We start from the raw sequence: 20,725 nt of genomic DNA, 5'->3' as shown, positions 1-20,725 counted from the left end.
CGTGCGCCGTCCGCTCCCCCTCGTACTGGTGCCGATCCTCGTCGGTGCACTGCTCCACGCGCCCGCCGCCTACGCCGCCCCGCCAGCCGGCCCGGCCTCGGTCACCGCAGGTGTGGAGGGGCTGAACCTCAGCGTCGACTGGACTCCGCCCGCCGATGCGACGGGCGTGACCGGATACCGCCTCACCACGGTTCCCGCAGGTCCAGCCCTGGAGGTGCCGGTCGGGACCGATCACGCGGTGCTCACCGGTGCCCGGCCCAACACCGCCTATTCGGTACGCGTGAGCTCCCTCGCCGGGGCCGAGGAGTCCGCGCCGACGACCGCCGGTCAGCAGGTCAGCACTGCGGCGCCGGGCGGGTCGCTGCACGGGATCACACCGACGCGCCTGCTCGACACCCGCAGCGGTCTCGGTGCCCCGAAGGGCCCGACACAGCAGGTCTCGCTGCTCGTCACGGGTGGCGCCCCCGAAGGGGGATCGGTCGTCCTCAACGTGACGGTGACCGCGCCCGCCGCCGCCGGCTACCTCACCGCATACCCCGACGGGATCGCGCGGCCCACCTCGTCCAACCTCAACTTCGCCGGTGGCCAGACCCTCGCCAACCTGGTCGTCGTACCGATCGGGGCCGGCGGACGGGTGATCCTCTACTCCTCCGCGCCGACCCAGCTCATCGCCGACATGGCCGGCTGGTTCACGACTCCCGCGCAGGCCTCGCCGTCGGCCGGGCTCTTCCACGGGATCAATCCGGCCCGGCTGATGGACACCCGCGAGGAGCTCGGCGGCTCCACCCCGGCGCTGGGTGAGACCGTGGAGCTGCAGGTCACCGGCGAGGGCGGTGTCCCCGCCGAGGGGGTCGCCGCCGTGGTGCTCAACCTCGTCGCGGCCGGTCCGCTCGGCGCCGGCTACGTCACCGTCTTCCCCACCGGTGCACCCCGGCCGACCGCGTCGACCCTCAACTTCGCCGCCCGGCAGGTCGTCGCCAACCGGATCATCGTGCCGGTCGGGACCGACGGCAAGGTCAGCTTCTTCAACCAGGCGGAGTGGACGCCGCTCGTCGTGGACGTGGCGGGCTGGTTCACCGACGGCTCCGACCCCGCGAGCGGCGGCTCCTATCTCGCCGGGGTCACCCCGACCCGGATCGTCGACACCAGGTCGGGTCTGGGAGCACCCAAGGCACCGATCGGGCCCGCTGCCACGCTGCCCGTGACGATCGCCGGGAAGGCGGGGCTGCCGTCGGCATCCGCCGCTACGCCGCCCAGCGGGGTCATCGCCTCGATCACCGCGATCGCGCCGACGGCGGCGGGGTATTTCACGGCGTACCCCTCGCTGACCGCGAGGCCGACCGCGTCGGACCTGAACTTCGCCGCGGGCGCGACCGTCCCGACCCTGGCCGTGACGCCGCTGGGCGTCGACGGCGACCTGATGATCTACAACCAGGCGGGCAGCACCCACGTCATCGTCGACATCGTCGGCTACTTCGTCGGCGACACCGCGATCCCCTCCACCACCCACGACCCGGCGCCGGGCGCGGTGACCCAGGTCGACGGCGCACCCGGCGGCGACCAGGTGGTGACGCTGGCTCCGGCCGCCGCCGTCCCCGAGATCGGCGAGGTGATCGCGGAGGGCGCGACCGCAGCGGCCCCCGACGGCCTGCTGGTACGCGTCACCGCCGCGAGCACCGACGGCGCGGGCAACCACGTTCTCGAGACCGAGCCCGCGACGATGCAGGAGGCCTTCGGCAACGGGCACTTCGCGATCTCGGCCCAGCTCTCCGACGCCGACGTGCAGACCTTCGGCTCGGCGAAGACCCTCGGGCCGGACCTGCTGCGCCGCCGGTTGAGCGGTGACGCGCCGATCACCTCGGTGAGCCAGCCCATCGGCAAGGTCCTCACCTGCGGCGGTGGCGGGCAGATCAGCGTCACCGGCAGCCTGAGCGTCACCCCGTCGTTCAACATCTCCGTCGACTGGGGCTGGCTCTCGATCAAGTCGGTGAGCTTCACCGGCACGCTCGCCGAGGACGCCTCGCTGGTGGCGACCGCGCAGGCCGCCGCGAACTGCAGCGTCGGCCCGGTGGCGCTGCTGCCGGCGCCGGTGCGCTTCGCACCGATCACCTTCTCGGTCGGCCCGGTGCCCGTCGTCATCACCCCGCAGCTGCAGTTCTACCTCTCCGCCCAGGGCAACGTGACCGCGCAGATCACCGCGTCGGCGGTCCAGCACGCCTCCGGGACGCTGGGCCTGCGCTGGGACGGCGGCCTGCACCCGATCGCGGCGACGAGCAGCACCTTCACCTACGACCCGCCCTCGGCGTCGGTGGTCGGCACGGTCACGGCGAAGGTCGGCCCCCGCCTCGAACTCTTCCTCTACGGCGTGGCCGGTCCCTACCTCACCGCCACGGCCGGGGTGAAGCTGACGGTCAACCCGGCCGCGACACCGGCCTGGTCGCTGACGGGCAGCCTCGACGCGGGCGCCGGGATCACCCTGCCCGCCTTCGACTTCGACAAGAGCAACCCGTCGATCCTGCACTTCGAGAAGGTCATCGCCCACGCACCCTGGCCGCAGCACCTCTACCTGGTCCAGTGCGTGACCGCCGACTGCTACACCACGCTGAAACTGGTCCGGGCCAACGATGACGGCACCGGCGTGACGCAGATCGGCGGCACCTTCGGCGGCGGCGGTCTGGGTCTCGCGGTGAACCCGGCCGGCACCGAGGTCGTCTTCAACAAGGCCGGCACCGGTACCGACTACGCGATGTCGCTCTACGCCCGCAACATCGCCACCGGCGTGGACCGGCGGCTCACCTCGCAGGACCTCTCCTGCCCCGACATCGGCACCAACGACATGTGGCCGGTCTGGTCGCCCAACGGTCAGACGATCTCCTTCCAGCGCAGCAGCAGCTTCGGCTGGTCGAGCTGCCCGTCGGACGGCGTCTACACCGTGCCCGCTGCGGGCGGCGCGGTCACGAAGGTCAGCGGCCTCACCCGGGCCGACAGCCCGCCGTCGTGGAACCCGTCGACCTCCCGCTGGGCGATCAGCCGCAGCGCCACCACCTCGTCGCTCTTCACCACCAACACCAACGGCACCGGCAAGCAGACGCTCTACACCCAGCCGCCGAACGGCGCCGGCCTCGGCTTCCCGGTCTGGTCGCCCGACGGCGGCACCATCGCGGTCGGGTCCGGTGACGGATACATCTACGGGTACGCCCCCGGTGGCGGCCGGCAGTGGGCCATGCGGCCGCCCGGATACACGGGTTCCGGCTGGTTCTCCTGGTCCCGGGACTCCGAGACGCTCTTCTACATGCAGTACAACGGCAACACCAAGCTGCTCTACCGCGTGGCGGCCGGCAACGCCGGGCAGATCAGCACCATCGCGTTCAGCCTGCCGATCAAATACCACACGCTGGGGCTCTGACTGCCGTCACGTTTTGCAGCAAAGCGTGGCCATTTCGCTGCGCGAGGCCACGCTTTGCTGCAAAACGTAGGGTCAGTCCCAGCCGAGCTGGTGCAGGCGGGCGTCGTCGATGCCGAAGTGGTGCGCGATCTCGTGCACGACCGTCACCGAGACCTCGTCGATGACGTCCTCCTCCGTGTCGCAGATGCGCAGCGTCGGATTGCGGAAGATCGTGATCCGGTCGGGCAGGACACCGGCGTAATCCCAGCCCCGGTCCGTGAGCGCGTGCCCCTCGTAGAGCCCGAGCAACTCGCCCTCACCGGGCGGCGACTCCTCCTCGATCAGGATCACCACGTTGTTGAGCAGTGCCATCAGCTCGCCCGGGACCTCGTCGAGGGCATCGGAGACGAGCTCCTCGAAGCGTTCCCGGGTCATCTCGATGGCCATGGGTCAGTGGCCCCCGGCTCGGACCCGCGACAGCCAGGCCGCCGAGTCCGCGTAATCCACGTCGGAGAGCCCGGCCGGCGACGCCACCGGCGGCTCCGTGCCGGTCGGCACCGCACGCGGGTAACTGCCGAGGAACCGCACGTCCGCACAGATGCGGCGAAGCCCGGCGAGCGCCTCACCGACCCGGGCGTCGGCGACGTGGCCCGCGCAGTCGAGGAAGAAGACGTAGCGGCCGAGCCGTTCACCCGTGGGGCGCGACTCGATCCGGGTCAGGTTGACCCCGCGCACCGTGAACTGGGTCAGGACCTCCAGCAGCGCGCCGACCCGGTCATGGGCGATGTAGACCGCCAGCGAGGTCAGGTCGTCGCCCGTCGGTGCGGGCGGTGTCCCCGGCCGCGACACCAGCGCGAAGCGGGTCATCCCGTCCGGATGATCGGCGATCTTGTCCGCGAGCAGCGAGATGCGGTAGCGCCCGACCGCGATCGGTGCGCAGATCGCCGCATCGACCACGCCCGAGGCGGCGTCCTGGGCGGCAGTGGCGTTGGAGAGCACGTCGATCACGGTGGCGTCGGGCAGGTGCGCCCGCAGCCAGCGGCGGCACTGCGCGCTCGCCTGCGGGTGCGCGGCGACGCTGCGGACCAGGTCCAGCCGGATCTCCGGCCGCGCGGCCAGCACGAACTCGACCGGGATCACCACCTCGCGTGTGATCACCAGCGGCTCGCCGTTGGCGAGCTCGTCCAGCGTCACGCCGACCTGGCCGCCGACCGAGTTCTCGATCGGGACCAGCGCCGCGTCGGCGTCGCCGTCGCGCACGGCGTCCAGCGCCTCCGGCACGCTTCGCGCAGGCTTGCGGATCCCGCGCTCAGCAGCGGGAATCGTCAGCAGGGCCTGCTCGGTGAAGGTGCTCTCCGGGCCGAGATAAACAAAACGCGTGGGAGGTACGCCGGGCATAACGCTGAGGCTATCCGATCAGCAGCGAGCCGCTGAGATGATCCCGACCGGGGCGTGTGTGCGTACGTCGACGGAGCAGACATTCGTGCCGGCCGTGACCAGCTTCAACGCCGTCGGCGCTCCCTGCGTCACGACCTGCAGCGGGTCCTTGCCGGTGACCGTGAGGATCGTGTACTGCCAGGTGCCCGCGCAGAGCGGACCCATCGGCACCGCGATCACGCCGGTCTTGGGCAGCAGCTTCGTCTTGGCCCGCAGCATCGCGATCACCTGATCACCGCTCGGCCGCCCCAGGCACGCCACCGCGTAGTTCTCCGCGAACGTCGCCTCCGCCCCCGGCGTCGTCGCGCTCGGCAGCGGCAGCGGGATCACCGGCCGCCCCGTGGTCGGCGCGGTCGACGGGCTGGGCACGGGCACGCCGGGCTTCGGCTCCAACTCGGGCGGCACACCGCAGCCGACGAGGGTCAGGGCGAGCGCGGACGCGAGCAGGGTGAGCGTGAGGGGTCGTCGCACCGTTGAAGAATGCCACTCCGACACGCCCAACCACGCCCCGTGCCGACGATGGTTACCCGAAAGCGACCCCGCAGGACCCGGTTACAGGTTTGTGACCCGGTGCCCGGCCGCCGTCAACGCGGCCACGGCCTCGGCCAACCGCACCGACGGGACCAGCACGTAGTCCGTGTCGTAGGTCGAGAACGCGAAGATGTTGACCCGGGCCTCCGCCAGCGGCGACGCCACCGAGGCCAGGATTCCCGTGAGTGCCAGGTCCAGCGGCCCCGCCACCCGCAGGCACCGCCAGCCCGTCTCCACCACGGCACCGGCGGGTGCCAGGTCGGCCCGGCAGATCACCGAGGTCTCGGCGGGCGTCCACGTGATGGAGGTCAGCGGCGCGGACCGCTCATCCCCCGCAGCAGACCGAGCCCGAGCCCCTGGCCGGGACGAATCCGGCAGCAACTCCGCAGGAACCGGTGAACCCGCAGGCAGCCGGCACACTGCGTACGGCTCGGGTAACAGGTCAAGGTGGAGCATGCGTCAAACCCTACGCAGTGACGTTTACATCCGTCGCATTTTGGAGTCCTGCCTCACAGGCGTGGGGTGTGGCCGCGGTGGGTTCTGGGGTCGATCGCCGCCCACAACCCGGTCCACCCACCCAGCGGCAGCGGAGGAATCAGATCTCACACAGGAAGGTCAGCGACCCAACGGCGGCATCGTCCTGGCGCACGGGAGTGGAGATGGCGTCCAGAGTGCGCGTGGTGGTGTCCTGGTCGACGCAGCGGACCCGGATCAGGCCCCGGGCCAGGCGGCCGGACGCGATCGCCAGTAGCGGCGGGATCAGGTCTCGTTCGGCGTCGGGGAGATCGATGCCGGCTGCCGTGAAGTCGATCAGGCGGAGCGCGTCGTGCAGCCGGCCGCCCAGGGAGGAATTCCGCAGGCAGAGGAGCCTGGCGCAGCTCGCGGTGTATGCCACGATCTGCGCCTCGGCGTCGATGATCAGTGCTGCCTCGCCGGCGTTGACGAGGGCCGTGGCCCATCGTTCGAGGGCGGGTTCGGCGGCTCCCGTACCGGCATGAAACCCGGTCGGCGAGAGTGAGAGCTCGACATGTGTCATCACGCCTCCCGGGGTCCTGTCACTGGTCGCACGCTACTCGGGGGTCGCGTGCTTGTCACCTTCCGGTTACCCTTCGCCTACCCTTGCGGGGCGGAGGTCCCTTCGGGGTACCACGTATAGGGCTGATACGGCTCATTCACCCAGGTCCATGGGCTTCTGGCCACTTCGGACAGCTTTTCGGCGGTAACGGCGGAGATCCGCCTGCCGCCCGCGGAGAGCACCCGGTCGAGCTCGCGGTAGGACGTGATGATGCAGTCCTTGGGCAGGCCGTAGACGGTGATGAGCCCTCTGCCGACGAGCGCGAGGACCGGAACCACCGGGATGGTGAGGCCGACGGCTGCCGAGAGCGCCTTGCTGGCTCGCCGCGCATCCTTGCGGGCGGCCGGGACGAGCGCCGGTCGGCGTCCGCTGATCTGGACCACGTCGCCGGAGATCAGCACCTTCTTGGAGCCGTGGTCGGCGACGCTGACGGAGAAGATGCCGCCGGGACCGATGGCGAGGAAGCCGGCGTGGTCGGCCTCGTTGTTCACCCGGCGAGCGGCTGCGGGGTCGGCGGTGACCGGCCGGACCGAGTGGGGCCACTCGATCACGTGCCACTCCGCGCCGAGGTTCTCGAGGCGGCGGCCCGCGCGGGCGCCCGCCGCCTCGAGGCGACGCGTCTCCTTGCTCTCACGCCGGCGCCGTGCCCACTCCAGCGGGTTCATGCGCAGCGCTTCCAACGATGAGTTGCCCGGCGATGGGCCATCAACGGGCAACGGCATAGGACGGATCGGGAACGTCGTCATCGTGTGCCTCCGGCCTCCCGGGTCGATGCACAAATTGAGTTGGTGCCGTCACCCTACGTGAAGTAGCGTGATCGAAGTTAGGGGTACCTCACGGAGTGACGCATGAGTGAACTTCGATGAATCAGACGTTCTGTGTCCAGAACGGACAGATCACCGCAGAGTGAGCTGCCGACTGAGCAGGCCCTGCTTCGCCCGGCGCGCATCGGGGTCCAGCGGGCCGGTCTCGGCGAGCACCGCCGCGTAGCGCTGGGTGAACGCCTCGAACGGCTCCTCCCACGACTCCGCCGCGTCGTCGGCGGGCAGGTCCCAGACCGGCACAAGGCGGCCGTGAGCACGGAACATGCCCGCGAACCGGGTCTGCTCACCGAGCTTCAGCTCGCCACGGGCGTGCAGCCGGGACAGGGTGTCCATTGCGGACTCCTCGCCATCGGGCAGCACCCAGCGGATGTGAGCCTTCTCACCCATCCGAGTCCAGTACGCGGCCTTGGCGGCATTCAGCTTCGTCGTCGGTGTGATCGCGGAGTTCGCGGAGTCGAGCGAAGCGCGCACACCCGGGTCGTCGTCCTGGCCCTCGTCCAGCCAGAAGCCGAACGTGTCCTGCATCGTGATCTCCAGCGGCCCGTCCGCGAGCACGTCTGCGAGCCGCTCACCCTCGCCGGCCAGGGCCGGAACGGCGACGGGCTGCCCCGGCGCGCTCTCCAGGGCGCTCAGGATCGCGACGGCGAGGTCCCGGTTGACGTCGCCGGACTGCACGTGGCGCTGCAGGCCGAGCATGATCCGACCGTCCTGCTTGACCATGGCGGGCCACGCCATCGGCAGGATCGTCGCGAGCAGGATGTCACGCTCGCCGTACTTCTCGACGAGGGTGGGGTGCAGCCGCAGCGGCGCCGTCGCGGCCGGGACCAGCTCGCGAAGTGCGATCCACTCCGGCTCGTCGGCCAGCCCCGCGAAGGGGACCGGCACGTAGACGTCACGGATCTTGGCGGCCTTAGGCTCGCGATTCTTCTTGCTCACGGAGACCCACCTTAGTGCCTCCCGCGCGTTCAGCTTCTCCCCTGTCACGTTTTGCAGCAAAGCGTGGTCTCGCGAAGCGAGATGGCCACGCTTTGCTGCAAAACGTGACAGGGTCAGCGTTCTAGGATCGCGACGACGCCCTGGCCACCGGCTGCGCAGATGGAGATCAGGCCACGGCCGCTGCCCCTGGTGGCGAGCAGCTTCGCCAGGGTGGCGACGATGCGCCCGCCGGTCGCCGCGAACGGGTGGCCGGCCGCGAGCGAGCTGCCGTTCACGTTGAGCCGGGCTCGATCGATGCTGCCGAACGGGGCGTCGAGGCCCAGCCGCTCCCGGCAGAACTCGGCCGACTCCCACGCGGCGAGCGTCGCCAGCACCTGGGATGCGAAAGCCTCGTGGATCTCGAAATAGTCGAAGTCCGCCAGGGTCAGCCCGTTGCGGGCCAGCAGCGTCGGCACGGCGTAGACCGGGGCCATCAGCAGGCCGTCCTGGTAGGCCGCACCCGGCGTGAAGTCCACGGCCGAGGTCTGCGCGTCGACCAGGTACGCCTGCACCGGCAGCCCGCGCTCGGCGGCCCACTCGTCGGTGCCGAGCAGCACCGTCGCGGCCCCGTCGGTGAGCGGGGTGGAGTTGCCCGCGGTCATCGTCGCGCCGAAGATGGGCTTGAGGCTGCCCAGCTTCTCCAGCGAGGAGTCCGGGCGCAGGTTCTGGTCCCGGCTCAGCCCGAGGAACGGCGTCACCAGGTCGTCCATGAACCCCGACTCGTAGGCGGCGGCGAGCTTGCGGTGCGAGTCGAGGGCGAGGACATCCTGGTCCTCGCGGGTGACCCCCCACAGCTCGGCGGTGACCGCGGCGTGCTCGCCCATCGACATACCCGTACGCGGTTCGGCGTTGCGCGGCAGCTCCGGCCGGAATGCCTGGGTGGGCCGCAGTTTCAGGGCCGCCTTCAACCGGTCACCGGTGGAGCGGGCGGCGGAGAGCTCGATCAGCGCCTTGCGCATCTGCTCGTTGAGGGCGAGAGGCGCGTCGCTGGTGGTGTCGACGCCGCCGCCGATCCCGGAGTCGATCTGCCCGAGGGCGATCTTGTTGGCGATGCCGACGATCGCGGCGAGGCCGGTGCCGCAGGCCTGCTGGACGTCGAGCCCCGGCGTACGGGAGTCGAGTGTGGAACCGAGAACCGTCTCACGGGTCAGGTTGAAGTCCCGGCTGTGCTTGAGGACCGCACCGGCCGCCACCTCGCCGAGCTGCACGCCGGCCAGCCCGAACCGGGCCACGAGACCATCGAGCGCGGCGGTCAGCATGTCCTGGTTGGAAGCGCGCGCGTAGCGTCCGTTCTGCCGCGCGAACGGAATCCGATTGCCACCGATGATCCCCACCCGGCGGGTCTGCATGTTCATGGGTTGACCCTAACTTACTCGCGCGTAATATACGACTCATGTCGGACCGCTATGCATCATTCGCCCGCAGTGGCGCTGGAAAAGCACTGGTCAAGCGCCTCGGTCTGCCCGACCCGCCGAAGCTGCGCCGCTACCGCGAGGGTTCGGCATTGATTGAAGGACCGGTTCTCGTCGCCGGGTCCGGGCGGCTCGCCGAGGGGCTGGCGGCCGTCCTGCCGACGGGTACGGTCGAGGTGGTCGCGGGTGCCCGGCTCGGTGCGCTGATCATCGACGCGACCAGCATCGTGAAAATCGCCGACCTGCGTGAACTCTACGAAATCGGGCATCCCCACGCCCGTTCACTCATGCCGTCCGGCCGGGTCATCGTGCTCGGCGCAGTGCCCCTCGCCGCGCAGTCCGGCGAGGACTACGAGGCCGCTGTGGTCGCGCAGGCGCTCGAAGGGTTCACCCGCAGCGTGGGCAAGGAGTTCGGGCGGGGCTCCACCGCGCAGCTGGTACGCGTCGCGGCCGACGCCGGTGTCGACGAGGTGCGCTCCACCATCGAGTTCCTGCTCTCGGGGAAGTCCGCCTACGTCTCGGGCCAGGTGATCACTGTGGGAGCCGCCGAGGTCGGCACCGACTCGGATCTCAGCGGGAAGATCGCGCTGGTCACGGGGGCTGCCCGGGGGATCGGGGCAGCCATCGCACGGACTCTCGCCCGGGACGGAGCCCACGTGGTCTGCCTCGACGTGCCGGCGGCGGGTGACGCGCTGGCAGTCGTCGCCAACGAGGTGCGCGGGTCGGCGTACCAACTGGATCTGAACTCCGAAGGCGCGGCCTCGCGCCTCGTCGACCACCTGAAGTCGCGCCACGGCCGAGTGGATGTCGTCGTGCACAACGCTGGCATCACCCGCGACAAGACCCTCGGCAAGATGAGCCCCGAGCAGTGGGACCAGGTGCTCGGCGTCAACCTCGCCGCACCCGTCGAGGTGACCCGGGCCCTGCTGGCGGCCGAGCTGATCCCGTCGGGTGGCCGGGTCATCGGCGTCGCATCGATCGCGGGCATCGCGGGCAACCGGGGACAGACCAACTACGCCGCGTCGAAGGCCGGGATCATCGGCTGGGTCCGAGCCCTCGCGCCCGCCCTCGCCGCGCAGGGCATCACGGTCAACGCGGTGGCGCCGGGCTTCATCGAGACCGCGATGACGGCGAAGATGCCGATGGTGACGCGGGAGGCCGGCCGCCGGATGAACTCGCTCGCCCAGGGCGGCCTGCCGATCGACGTCGCCGAGACGATCGCCTGGTTCGCGGCGCCGGGTGCGGCCGGTGTCACCGGCAACGTCGTGCGGGTCTGCGGCCAGATGCTGCTGGGAGCCTGAGGTGTACGCCAAGGCGGTCCTCGGCCTGCTGCCCCGCTCGCGCCCGGCAGAGCTGCCGTCCACCGTGCTGACCACCGCGATCACCGTGGACCGGGCGCACCTGGCCCGCTACAACGAGGTCTGCGGCTTCCGCCACGGGGACATCCTGCCGGCGACCTATCCGCACGTCCTGGGTTTCGCGGCGATGATGCGGCTCATGACCGGCTGGGACTTCCCGTTTCCGGTGGTGGGCCTCGTTCACATCGCCAACAGGATCACCCAGGTGCGGCCGATCCGGGCCGATGAACCGCTGGAACTCAGCGTGCACGCCGCCGACCTGCGCCCGCACCGGCGCGGGCGTCAGTTCGACATCGTGATGACCGGGACCGTCGACGGCGAGGAGGTGTGGCGCGAGGTCTCGACCAACCTCCGCCGCGGCTCGTCCCCGTCAACCGTTTCGGCGGGGGGCGACGCCTCGACGGAGTCGGAGTCGGAGCGCGGGTCGGAGCGCGAGTTGCCCGCGGCGCAGGCGTTCTGGCGGGTGGCGCGGTCCGATGCCGACGCCTATGCCGAGGTCTCCGGCGATCGGAATCCGATTCACACGTCCTACCTGGGCGCGCGGCTGCTGGGCTTTCCCCGGCCGATCGCCCACGGCATGTGGACCAAGGCCCGGCTGCTCGCCGCTCTCGCCGGCCACCTGCCGGAGTCGTTCACGGTCGACGTGGCCTTCAAGGCGCCGATCCTGCTGCCGGCGAAGGTCGGCTTCGCTGTTCCGGACGGCCGTGACTTGATCGTCTTCGGCAAGCGTCCGCATCTGGTCGGCACTCTCCGTTAGCGCGTTCGGCCGGCAACCCCGGGGGGTCGGATGAGTGTGCGCGATGCTTTGCTCTGCTTACACATACGCACCACCAGACTTGTCCGGACTTTCCCGGTGATGCGCGGGTGTAAGCAGAGCAAAGCGTGGCGCACACCTACGGCTCCCGCGCGCCGCCCGGTCACTCAGCGTCATCCGCCTCAGGCACGGACGGGGCGCCGGCTCGATCGAGCCGGCGCCCCGTCCGTGCAGCGTGAATCCCTTACGTCCAGGCGAGCAGGATCACCTCGGGGTCGGTCAGGAAGGCGCCGATGTCCCGGAGGAACTTCGAGCCGAGCTCGCCGTCGATGATGCGGTGGTCGAAGGAGAGGCCCAGCGTCGTCACCTGACGAAGCTTGGTCTTGCCCTTGTGCGCCCACGGCTGCTCCCGCACCGTGCCGAGGGCCAGGATCGCGGCCTCACCCGGTGGCAGGATCGGCGTGCCGGTGTCGACACCGTAAACGCCGACATTGGTGATCGTGAACGTTCCGCCGGACATCGCCGCAGGCGGCGTCTTGCCCGACTTCGCGGTCTGCACCAGATCGGTCATCGCGTCCGCGAGCTGACGCAACGTCAGCGAGCCCGCGTCCTTGATGTTGGGGACGATGAGCCCGCGCTCGGTCGCCGCCGCGATGCCGAGGTTGATGTAGTCCTTGACCACGATCTCCTCGGTCGCCGCCGACCAGGTCGAGTTGACCATCGGGTGCCGCTTCGCCGCCAGCAGGACCGCCTTCGCGACCAGGAGCAGCGGCGAGACGCGCACGTCGCGCCACTCGGGCCGGGCCTTGAGCCGGTCCAGGGCCTTCATCGTGCGGGTCATGTCGACCGTGAGGAACTCGGTGACGTGCGGCGCGGTGAAGGCCGACGCCACCATGTTGGCGGCGGTCAGCTTGCGGACGCCCTTGATCGGGATCCGCTGCTCGCGGGAGGCGTCGAAGACCGGGGCGGGTGCCGCAGCCTGCTGAACCGGTGCCGGTGCGTCGGCAGCGGCCGCCAGGTCGTCACGGGTGATCGAGCCCTGCGGCCCGGTCCCGACGATCGTCGCGAGGTCGATGCCGAGGTCCCGGGCGAGCTTGCGCACGGGCGGCTTGGCGAGCACGCCCGCCGAGACCGTGACGGACTCGATGACGACGGGTGAAGCGGCGACCGCGGGGGCCGCGACAGGAGCCGGAGCCGCGACCGCGGAGGCACTCGCGGCGGGTGCCGCGACGTCACCCTTGCGGGCCTTGCGCTTGGCCTCGACGGTACGCGGGCCGTAGCCGACCAGCACCGCCGTGCGCCCGTTGGCGCCGACCTCGCCGATGAGCCCCGTCGGTGCCTTGCCTTCGACAGCGGGCTCTTCGACCGTGAGCGGGACAGCGGAATCCCCGCCCGTGTTGATCGAGATGATCGGGTGTCCGACCTCGACGGTCGTGCCCTCCGGGTGGAAGATCCGCTCGACGGTGCCGGCCCACTTCGCCGGGATCTCGACCGCTGCCTTGGCGGTCTCGACCTCGACGATGGGCTGGTTGAGCTCGATGACGTCGCCCTCGGCGACGAGCCACTTGAGGATCTCGCCCTCGGTGAGGCCTTCGCCGAGATCCGGCAGGTTGAACTGGTTGATCGCCATGGCAGCCCTCACCAACCGAACGAGCGGTCGACGGCGTCCAGGACCCGGTCCAGGTCCGGCAGGAACTCCTCTTCCAGGCGCGAGGCCGGGTAGGGGGTGTCGTAGCCGGTGACCCGCAGAACCGGGGCCTCCAGGGAGTAGAAGCACTCCTCGCTGACCCGGGCCGCGATCTCGGCACCCATGCCCACGTTGGACGGTGCCTCGTGCACGACGACGAGCCGGCCGGTCTTGCGTACCGACTCGAAGATCGGCTCCATGTCGAGCGGGGAGATCGACCGCAAGTCGATGACCTCGAGCTCGCGCCCCTCCTCGGCGGCGGCGCTCGCCGCGTCCATCGCCGTGCGGACCATCGGACCGTAGGCCACCAGCGTGGCGTCGGAACCCGACCGGACCAGCCGGGACTTGTGCAGCGGGTAGGCGGACTCCAGCTCGGCGGTGACGTCGACCTGGCCCTTCTCCCAGTAGCGTCGCTTCGGCTCGAAGAAGATCACCGGATCGTCACCGGCGATCGCCTGCTGGATCATGAAGTGCGCGTCCTCGGGGTTCGAGCACGCGACGACCTTCAGGCCGGCCGTGTGCGCGAAGTAGGCCTCCGGGGACTCGGAGTGGTGCTCCACCGCGCCGATGCCGCCGCCGAACGGAATGCGGATCACCATGGGCAGGGAGACCTTGCCGAGCGAGCGGTAGCGCATCTTCGCGACCTGACAGACGATCTGGTCGTATGCCGGGTAGACGAAGCCGTCGAACTGGATCTCGCAGACGGGCCGGTAGCCGCGCAGGGCCAGACCGATCGCGGTGCCGACGATGCCGGCCTCGGCGAGCGGGGTGTCGATGACCCGGTCGTCGCCGAAGTCCTTCTGCAGGCCGTCGGTGATCCGGAAGACGCCGCCGAGTTTGCCGATGTCCTCACCCATGAGGATCACCTTGTCGTCGCGCTCCATCGCCCGCCGCAGGCCGGTGTTGATCGCCTTGCCGAGGGTCAGTGTCTCAGTTCCCATGATCAGTGCCCTCCCTCAAACGACGCTGCGTAAGCCTGGAACTGCGCGCGCTGTGCCTCGACCAGCGGAGACGACTCCGCATAAACATGATCGAACATCGAGGCGGGTTGCGGGTCGGGCATGGAGAGAACTCGTTCACGGAGGTGGTTGGCCTGCGCCCGGGCGTCGACGGCGACCTCGGCGAAGAAGGCCTCGTCCGCGAGACCCTCGCGCTCCAGCAGCGCCTTGACCCGGGAGATCGGGTCCTTCGCCTTCCACGACTCCAGCTCCGCGGTGTCGCGGTAGCGGGTCGGGTCGTCGGAGGTGGTGTGCGCGCCCATCCGGTAGGTGTAGGCCTCGATCAGCGTCGGACCCTGGCCGAGCCGGGCGGCGTCGAGCGCTGCGCGGGTCACCGCGTAGCAGGCGAGGACGTCGTTGCCGTCCACCCGCACACCGGGGAAGCCGAAGCCGGATGCGCGCTGGTAGAGCGGGATGCGCATCTGGCGCTCGACGGGCTCGGAGATCGCGTACTGGTTGTTCTGGCAGAAGAAGACGAGCGGCGAGTTGTAGACCGAGGCCCAGATGAAGGCCTCGTTGACGTCGCCCTGGCTCGTCGCGCCGTCGCCGAAGTAGGCGATGACCGCCTCGCCGTCGTCGGTGCCCACCTTGCCGTCGAGCTTGATCCCCATGGCATAGCCGGTGGCGTGCAGGGTCTGCGCGCCGATGACGATCGTGTACATGTTGAACTTGTGGGCGATCGGGTCCCAGCCGCCCTGGTCGACGCCGCGGAAGAGGCTCAGCGGCATGATCGGGTCGATGCCCCGGCAGTAGAGGACGCCATGCTCTCGATAGGTGGGGAATGCCATGTCCTGCGTCCGCAAGGCCCGGCCGGAGCCGACCTGCGCTGCTTCCTGGCCCAGCAGGCTGGCCCAGATGCCGAGCTCGCCCTGTCGCTGCAGGGCGGTGGCCTCGGCGTCCAGCGCGCGCACCGTGACGAGGTCGCGGTAGAGCCCGCGCAGCTCCTCGTCGGAGAAGTCGACTGAATAGTCGGGGTGCTCGACGCGCTCGCCGTCAGGGGTGAGTAGCTGCACGTACTCGGGCTCAGGGGTGCTGCCCACGCGCTTGCTCGCCGCCTTCGAGGCGGATCGGCGCGGAGCGGTGTCGCCCTTGCTCATCCGTGTCTCCCAGTTGTGATGTGCTCGGCGGCGGGGTGTGCTCGCCGCGCAGCGGTCGGGGCCACGCCTCATCCCTGTGGGGACTGCCGCGCAGCGGGAGTCGCCGGCTTCGGAATCGCGCCCGTCCGCAGGGTCGCGGAAGACCGCGGCCACGCTGCCGCCTTGACCCCATCCTGCCGTATCCGTGGCACCTCTCACAAAGGGGTGGCGGATCTCGTGACCGTTTCCGGCGTGGATTGCGGCATCCGGGTTCAGCGTGCGGCAATCTGGACAAACTCCCCCGAGTTTAGACAATTGGAGCGTTGAAGTGCCAAATAGTGATGAATCATGGGTGCCGGACTCCGTTTTCCCAGGTGGGGAAGATCCGCCCACTCCGGAGATCCCGGCTCCGACGCCCCCGCCGGAGGACGAGGAGGAGGCCGCTGACCCGCGCGAGGCCTACCTGCCCAATGTCGTGGGGCCGCGGATTCGCAACGCGCTGGGCGGTGGTCAAGGCCTCGGCAGCTCCCGGCGGTACGGAATGATCGTCGCGCTGCTCGTCGGGCTGGCGTCGCTGCCCACCTGGATCGTCCTGCGCGCCGGTGTCGACGAGATCCTGCCGGCGCAGCGACTGCAGAGCGAGGCGGTGCTGGTCCAGCCCCTGCCGGAGCTGCCCCTCGTGGTCGGCGTACCCCGGGACCGGGCCAAGCAGCGCCAGGTGACCGTCGACGAGCTGCCGCAGCAGCCGGTGCCGGTCGAGCCGGCCGCACCGCTGCCGGCCCAGCCGCTGCCCGGGACACCGCAGGCACCGCAGCCGCCGAACCAGCTCGAGCGCGGCAACTGGCAGGGCAAGCCGCACCCGGTCGCCAAGCACAAGAAGCCCCGGAAGGTCGTCAAGCACAAGAAGAAGGTGAAGAAGAAGGCGCCGAAGCCGAAGCCGCCGGTCGTGACGCCACCGCCGCCGAGCCGCCCGCCGGTGATCCACCGCCCGAACCGTCCCCGCCCGTGCGGGCACGACCACTACCAGCCGAGCCGCCGCTACTCCGGGCACTCGTTCCAGCGTTCGGCGCAGATCAAGAAGCTCAACGATCACCTGCGGCGGTTGGCGGCGAAGCGGTACCCGTACATTCCTCGAACACAGCGCTGACCCCCGCTTAGCCGGCGGCTGGCAGCCTTCGGCGTATGAAGAGATTCCTCGCGCTCACCGGCGCGGCGATCGCCCTGGCCGGCGTCGTCGCGACCGCCGGTTGCCAGGCAAAGGACCGGACCGGGCGGGCCGACCGCGACGGCGACACGGTCTCCACCACCCAGCAGCAGCCCGCAGCCCCGGGCAAGGGCGGCGCCACCACCGGTGGCCGGCCCGTGGACGTCAGCGGTGTCGACGGCGATCTCGCCTCCGTCGACTCGCTGCTCGACGAGACCGACACCCAACTCGCCGAGTCGTCGGCACCGGACGCGGACTGAGAGGCACCCCCCATGAATCGAATCCTGCGCACCCTGATCCCCCTGACCGCTGCCGCCGCGCTCGTCGTCGGAGGTGTCGCCGCTCCGGCGATCGCCGCTCCCGAGCCCAACCTCACCGTGGCGAAAGCCGAGGTCACGAAGCGGATCGATCTGCGGCTCGCGGCGCTGAAGAAGTTCGACACGGCGCTCAACGCCGCCAAGCACATCACCGACGGGCACAGGTCGACGCTGCACACGCTCGTCACCGAGGACATCAGCGGCCTCACCGCGCTGAAGACCAAGGTGGCCGGTGAGACGACCCGGGAGGCGCTGCGTGCCGATGCGAAGAGCATGGTCGACGACTACCGGGTCTTCATCCTCGTCGGGCCCAAGGTACGCCTCACCGCCGTCTCGGACGCGGAGGTCGCCGCGGTCGCGAAGCTGAAGGCGGCCCACGACAAGCTCGCCGACCTCGTCGCCAAGGCGAAGGCCGCGGGCAAGGACACCGCCGCCGCCGAGCAGGACCTCGCCGCGATGCAGGCCGCGACGGACAAGGCCTCGGCCGGTATCGACGGCGACGTGGCCACGCTGCTCGCGATCGAGCCCGGCCCCGACGGCGACGCGATCCGCGCCAAGGTCGGCGAGTGCCGTACGTCGCTGAAGACGGCCCGGGCCGACCTGAAGACCGCTGTCACTGCGGCGAAGAAGGTCCGCGCCTTCCTCAAGAGTCTCAAGCCCTCCCCGGCACCGGCGGCCTCCCCGAGCTGATCAGTACGGCGAGCCGCAGCCCGGCCGGGTCCGCGAGGATCCGACCGGGCTGTTCGCGTGATGCGACCGTTCAGCCGGTGTTCTGCGACTCCGGGCTCCCCTACGGTCCAGTTGGTCTTGCGCGCCCATCCAAAACTCGGGGGTTTTGTTGCGCACTCTTCGCCTTCTTTTCGTTGCCGCACTGGCGGTCTCCACCGTTGCACTCGTCCCGTCGTCAGCGAGCGCCGCAGCGCCCACCGCCCCCTACACGGCGGTGACGGTCAGCGGCCACTCCACCTTCTATCCGCAGGTCGGAAGCCTCGCGCTCGACGCGGGCAACGCTTACACCTTCTCCTTCTCGTGGACGTCACCCGAGGTGCTGAGCGTGATGGCGCTCAGCACCTCGGGCAGCATCACCATGGGGCTCCAACCGCCGACGGGTCAGACCTGGGCCGTCGGGACCTACTCGACCGACTGGTTCGCCGACGCCACCCACGCGCAGTTCACCCTCGGTGTGGGCAGTGCGGCATGCGACGGTGATCCCGCGTCGCTGACGGTCACCGAGGTGGTCCGTGAGGCGGGGACCGGTGCCATCACCGCATTCGCCGCGTCTTACAGCAGCAAGTGCACCGCGAGCAAGCCGGAGATCACCACCGGCGAGCTCCGCTGGCATTCGAGCGTCCCCTACGCCGCCGCCACGACCGACCCGGGACAGATCGACTTCGGTTCCCAGCCGTTCGATCTGAACGGCACTCCGAAGCAGGTCACCATCACCTCGCGCGGCAGCTCGCCGATCGTGTTCGGCACGGCCGCCCTCAGCGGTGCGGTGCCCGCCGCCTTCGCCGTCACCGCCGACACCTGCTCCGGCCAGACCGTCGCCTACGGCGAGACCTGTGTGTTGACCGTGACACCACATGCGACCGCCTACGCGGTCCAGACGGCCCTCCTGGTCGTCCCGGACAACACGTCGGGCGGGCAGACCAACGTCGCGCTGAGCCTCCAGGGTGCCAACACGCGGTCCTTCACGAGCAGCACCAACTCGATGGACTTCGGGGTGATCTACACCGGTCACGACTCCGAGACCAAGACGGTGAAGATGACCGGCACCAACATCTCGCCGGTGACCTTCGGCACGGTCTCGATCGTGAACTACGGCTCGGCCGCGTTCGTGATCACGTCCGACACCTGCTCAGGTGCGGTCCTCGGCAACCTGCAGACCTGCTCGGTCAGCGTCAAGGCGCACCCCAACGTGGCCAGCCAGTCGGTCACGGCGATGCTGCAGTTCCCGAACAACACCCCGGGCGCCCTGCGGGGGGTTCAGCTCACGGTGACCGCTGCCGAGTCCAAGGGGCTCACGGTCGACCCCTACCTGCAGTTCGGCTCCGTGATCGTCGGGCAGAGCGCCGGTCCGAAGACGCTGACCGTGACGGCTGCCGGACCTGAAGCCGTCGCCCTGGGCACGATCAGCATCGACGGCGCCGACGCGCAGATCTTCACCATCGTCGACGACAGCTGCTCGGGCGTGACGCTGCAGGTCGGCACCGATTGCACGGTCACGCTCTCGGCGACCACGCCCTATGTCGGCGGCCGCTTCGCCAGCCTGCTCATACCCAACAACAGTTCGATCAACCCGCGCATCGTGAGCCTCTCCATCATCGGCATCGCCGATCAGGAGGGCACCTACTACCCGCTCGCCCCTGAACGGATCATGGACTCCCGGACGGGTATCGGGATCAGCAAGGCGAAGATCGGCGCCGGAGCCGTGGCGCACCTGCAGGTCGCGGGGCGGGGTGGCGTACCGGCGGGCAATGTCTCGGCGGTCGTTCTCAACGTCACGGTGACCGGGCCCACGGCCGGCGGCTACCTCACCGTCTACCCCGGCGGCGTGGCGCGGCCGACCGCCTCCTCGCTCAACTTCACCGCGGGCTGGACCGGGGCCAACTCGGTCACCGTCGGCCTCGGCGCCAACGGCAAGGTCGACATCTTCAACTCGGCCGGCCGGAGCGACATCATCGTCGACGTGGTGGGCTACTACGCGGCGTCCGCCCCGGCCGACACCGGAGCCGTCGCCGGTGGCCGTTTCCAGCCGACGATGCCCGAGCGGCTCTTCGACTCGCGCAGCGATCTGGGCTTCCAGATCCCCGCCGGGCTGGTCATGTACATCCCCGTCAGCTACGGCTACCCGGCCAACCAGCACATCCGGGCGCTGGCGCTCAACATCACCGCCGTGTCGCCGAGGTCCAGCGGCTACCTGACCGCGTGGGACGGTGGCGACTACACCTTCCCGGAGACCTCCACGCTCAACTTCGGCAAGGGCAAGACCGTGCCCAACATGGCGATCGTCCCCACCTCGCCCTGCGTGGACTGCGGAGATGCCGAAGGGCTGCCGACGGTCGGGATCTACACCTCGGCCACCGTCGACCTGCTGGTGGACATCGTCGGCTTCTACGACGACGGTCAGCTCGGCGGCGGTTACCGGTTCCAGCCGATGACGCCGACCCGGATCGTGGACACGCGGTCAGGACTGGGCGCGTCAACACTGGGTGCCGGTGCCACGGCGCACGTCACCACCCCGCCGGCGCTGATCGACGACTCGACCCAGGCGCTCGCGCTGAACGTCACGGGCATCGCGCCGACGAGCAACACCTACCTCACGCTGTGGCCGCACGGATACAGCGACATCCCGCAGCCGACGATCAGCAACCTCAACCCCGCCAAGGGGCAGACGGTGCCGAACGCCGCGATCACCCTCCTCGGGCCCACCAAGATGTTCAACATCTTCAACGCCTCGGGCAGGACCAACGTGGCGGTCGACGTGGTCGGCACCTTCTATCCGGACACGAACTCCGTGTCGAGCTTCAGCCCGGGAACGGCGACGATCAGAGCGCGCAAGACCACCTACGCCCTGACCGCCCACCCCGAGCCGAAGCTGGGTCGGCTGAGCTAGCACACACCGGCGGGGCGGGTCGATCTCTGGACCCGCCCCGCCGTCTTACATACGCACAACATGTACGGGGTCTCCA

18 protein-coding genes are annotated in these 20,725 nt (G+C 70.0%); 7 read left to right on the top strand and 11 right to left on the bottom strand.

Annotation, left to right across the window (positions count from 1 at the left end; genetic code table 11):
• Position 1 precedes the first annotated feature (1 nt).
• Positions 2–3,406 (top strand): fibronectin type III domain-containing protein, encoded by a 3,405-nt coding sequence (locus F4553_RS21390; RefSeq protein ID WP_184838641.1) that lies wholly within the window; start codon positions 2–4, stop codon positions 3,404–3,406.
• 72 nt (positions 3,407–3,478) lie between these two features.
• Here the strand turns inward: F4553_RS21390 and F4553_RS21385 are convergent, their stop codons facing one another.
• The 8 genes from F4553_RS21385 to F4553_RS21350 all read right to left on the bottom strand — a co-directional run bounded on the left by F4553_RS21385 (position 3,479) and on the right by F4553_RS21350 (position 9,576).
• Entirely contained in the window at positions 3,479–3,826 is a 348-nt protein-coding gene (locus F4553_RS21385) for a metallopeptidase family protein (RefSeq protein ID WP_184841007.1), read from the bottom strand.
• 9 nt (positions 3,827–3,835) lie between these two features.
• The gene (gene pheA / locus F4553_RS21380; RefSeq protein WP_184838639.1) at positions 3,836–4,783 is read right to left on the bottom strand and encodes a prephenate dehydratase; all 948 of its coding nucleotides are present in this window, start codon (positions 4,781–4,783) and stop codon (positions 3,836–3,838) included.
• A gap of 18 nt (positions 4,784–4,801) precedes the next feature.
• A complete protein-coding gene (locus F4553_RS21375) occupies positions 4,802–5,293 on the bottom strand; it encodes a hypothetical protein (RefSeq protein WP_184838637.1) in 492 nt (163 codons plus the stop codon).
• A gap of 81 nt (positions 5,294–5,374) precedes the next feature.
• The gene (locus tag F4553_RS21370; protein ID WP_184838635.1) at positions 5,375–5,809 is read right to left on the bottom strand and encodes an ACT domain-containing protein; all 435 of its coding nucleotides are present in this window, start codon (positions 5,807–5,809) and stop codon (positions 5,375–5,377) included.
• A 139-nt stretch (positions 5,810–5,948) separates the two neighbouring features.
• Positions 5,949–6,389 (bottom strand): hypothetical protein, encoded by a 441-nt coding sequence (locus F4553_RS21365; RefSeq protein ID WP_184838633.1) that lies wholly within the window; start codon positions 6,387–6,389, stop codon positions 5,949–5,951.
• Between the two features lie 77 nt (positions 6,390–6,466).
• Positions 6,467–7,174 carry a hypothetical protein gene (locus F4553_RS21360; protein ID WP_376776236.1) on the bottom strand — a complete coding sequence of 236 codons (708 nt, stop codon included), beginning with the start codon at positions 7,172–7,174 and terminating at the stop codon, positions 6,467–6,469.
• 150 nt (positions 7,175–7,324) lie between these two features.
• The gene (locus tag F4553_RS21355; protein WP_184838631.1) at positions 7,325–8,188 is read right to left on the bottom strand and encodes a DUF5926 family protein; all 864 of its coding nucleotides are present in this window, start codon (positions 8,186–8,188) and stop codon (positions 7,325–7,327) included.
• Between the two features lie 113 nt (positions 8,189–8,301).
• Complete coding sequence (locus F4553_RS21350) at positions 8,302–9,576, bottom strand: acetyl-CoA C-acetyltransferase (protein WP_184841003.1); 1,275 nt, start codon at positions 9,574–9,576, stop codon at positions 8,302–8,304.
• Between the two features lie 44 nt (positions 9,577–9,620).
• Between F4553_RS21350 and F4553_RS21345 the strand changes: the two genes are divergently transcribed.
• A complete protein-coding gene (locus tag F4553_RS21345; protein WP_184838629.1) occupies positions 9,621–10,940 on the top strand; it encodes a 3-oxoacyl-ACP reductase in 1,320 nt (439 codons plus the stop codon).
• Between the two features lies 1 nt (position 10,941).
• Complete coding sequence (locus F4553_RS42530; RefSeq protein ID WP_184838627.1) at positions 10,942–11,754, top strand: MaoC/PaaZ C-terminal domain-containing protein; 813 nt, start codon at positions 10,942–10,944, stop codon at positions 11,752–11,754.
• A 241-nt stretch (positions 11,755–11,995) separates the two neighbouring features.
• Here F4553_RS42530 and F4553_RS21335 read toward each other — a convergent pair whose 3' ends face one another.
• Genes F4553_RS21335 through pdhA form a run of 3 tightly spaced genes read right to left on the bottom strand, consistent with a single transcriptional unit; the run spans position 11,996 to position 15,533 of the window.
• Entirely contained in the window at positions 11,996–13,393 is a 1,398-nt protein-coding gene (locus F4553_RS21335) for a dihydrolipoamide acetyltransferase family protein (RefSeq protein WP_376776235.1), read from the bottom strand.
• A complete protein-coding gene (locus tag F4553_RS21330) occupies positions 13,390–14,379 on the bottom strand; it encodes an alpha-ketoacid dehydrogenase subunit beta (RefSeq protein WP_184838623.1) in 990 nt (329 codons plus the stop codon). Before F4553_RS21330 ends, F4553_RS21335 begins: the two co-directional genes overlap by 4 nt.
• Before the next feature lie 2 nt (positions 14,380–14,381).
• Complete coding sequence (gene pdhA / locus F4553_RS21325) at positions 14,382–15,533, bottom strand: pyruvate dehydrogenase (acetyl-transferring) E1 component subunit alpha (protein ID WP_184838621.1); 1,152 nt, start codon at positions 15,531–15,533, stop codon at positions 14,382–14,384.
• A 331-nt stretch (positions 15,534–15,864) separates the two neighbouring features.
• On the opposite strand from pdhA, the gene F4553_RS21320 reads away from it, so the two are divergent.
• From F4553_RS21320 to F4553_RS21305, 4 genes are all read left to right on the top strand, one after another.
• Complete coding sequence (locus tag F4553_RS21320; protein WP_184838619.1) at positions 15,865–16,659, top strand: hypothetical protein; 795 nt, start codon at positions 15,865–15,867, stop codon at positions 16,657–16,659.
• Between the two features lie 35 nt (positions 16,660–16,694).
• Positions 16,695–16,976 carry a hypothetical protein gene (locus F4553_RS21315; protein WP_184838617.1) on the top strand — a complete coding sequence of 94 codons (282 nt, stop codon included), beginning with the start codon at positions 16,695–16,697 and terminating at the stop codon, positions 16,974–16,976.
• A 12-nt stretch (positions 16,977–16,988) separates the two neighbouring features.
• Positions 16,989–17,723, top strand: coding sequence for a hypothetical protein (locus F4553_RS21310; RefSeq protein WP_184838615.1), 735 nt, complete (start codon positions 16,989–16,991; stop codon positions 17,721–17,723).
• Positions 17,724–17,871: 148 nt separating this feature from the next.
• Positions 17,872–20,649, top strand: coding sequence for a choice-of-anchor D domain-containing protein (locus tag F4553_RS21305; RefSeq protein WP_184838614.1), 2,778 nt, complete (start codon positions 17,872–17,874; stop codon positions 20,647–20,649).
• The last annotated feature ends 76 nt before the right edge of the window (positions 20,650–20,725 follow it).

Source organism: Allocatelliglobosispora scoriae (genome assembly GCF_014204945.1).
Taxonomy (GTDB): Bacteria; Actinomycetota; Actinomycetes; order Mycobacteriales; family Micromonosporaceae; genus Allocatelliglobosispora; species Allocatelliglobosispora scoriae.
The sequence above is the reverse complement of the archived record's forward strand: the minus strand, read 5'-3'. Positions and strand labels throughout refer to the sequence as shown.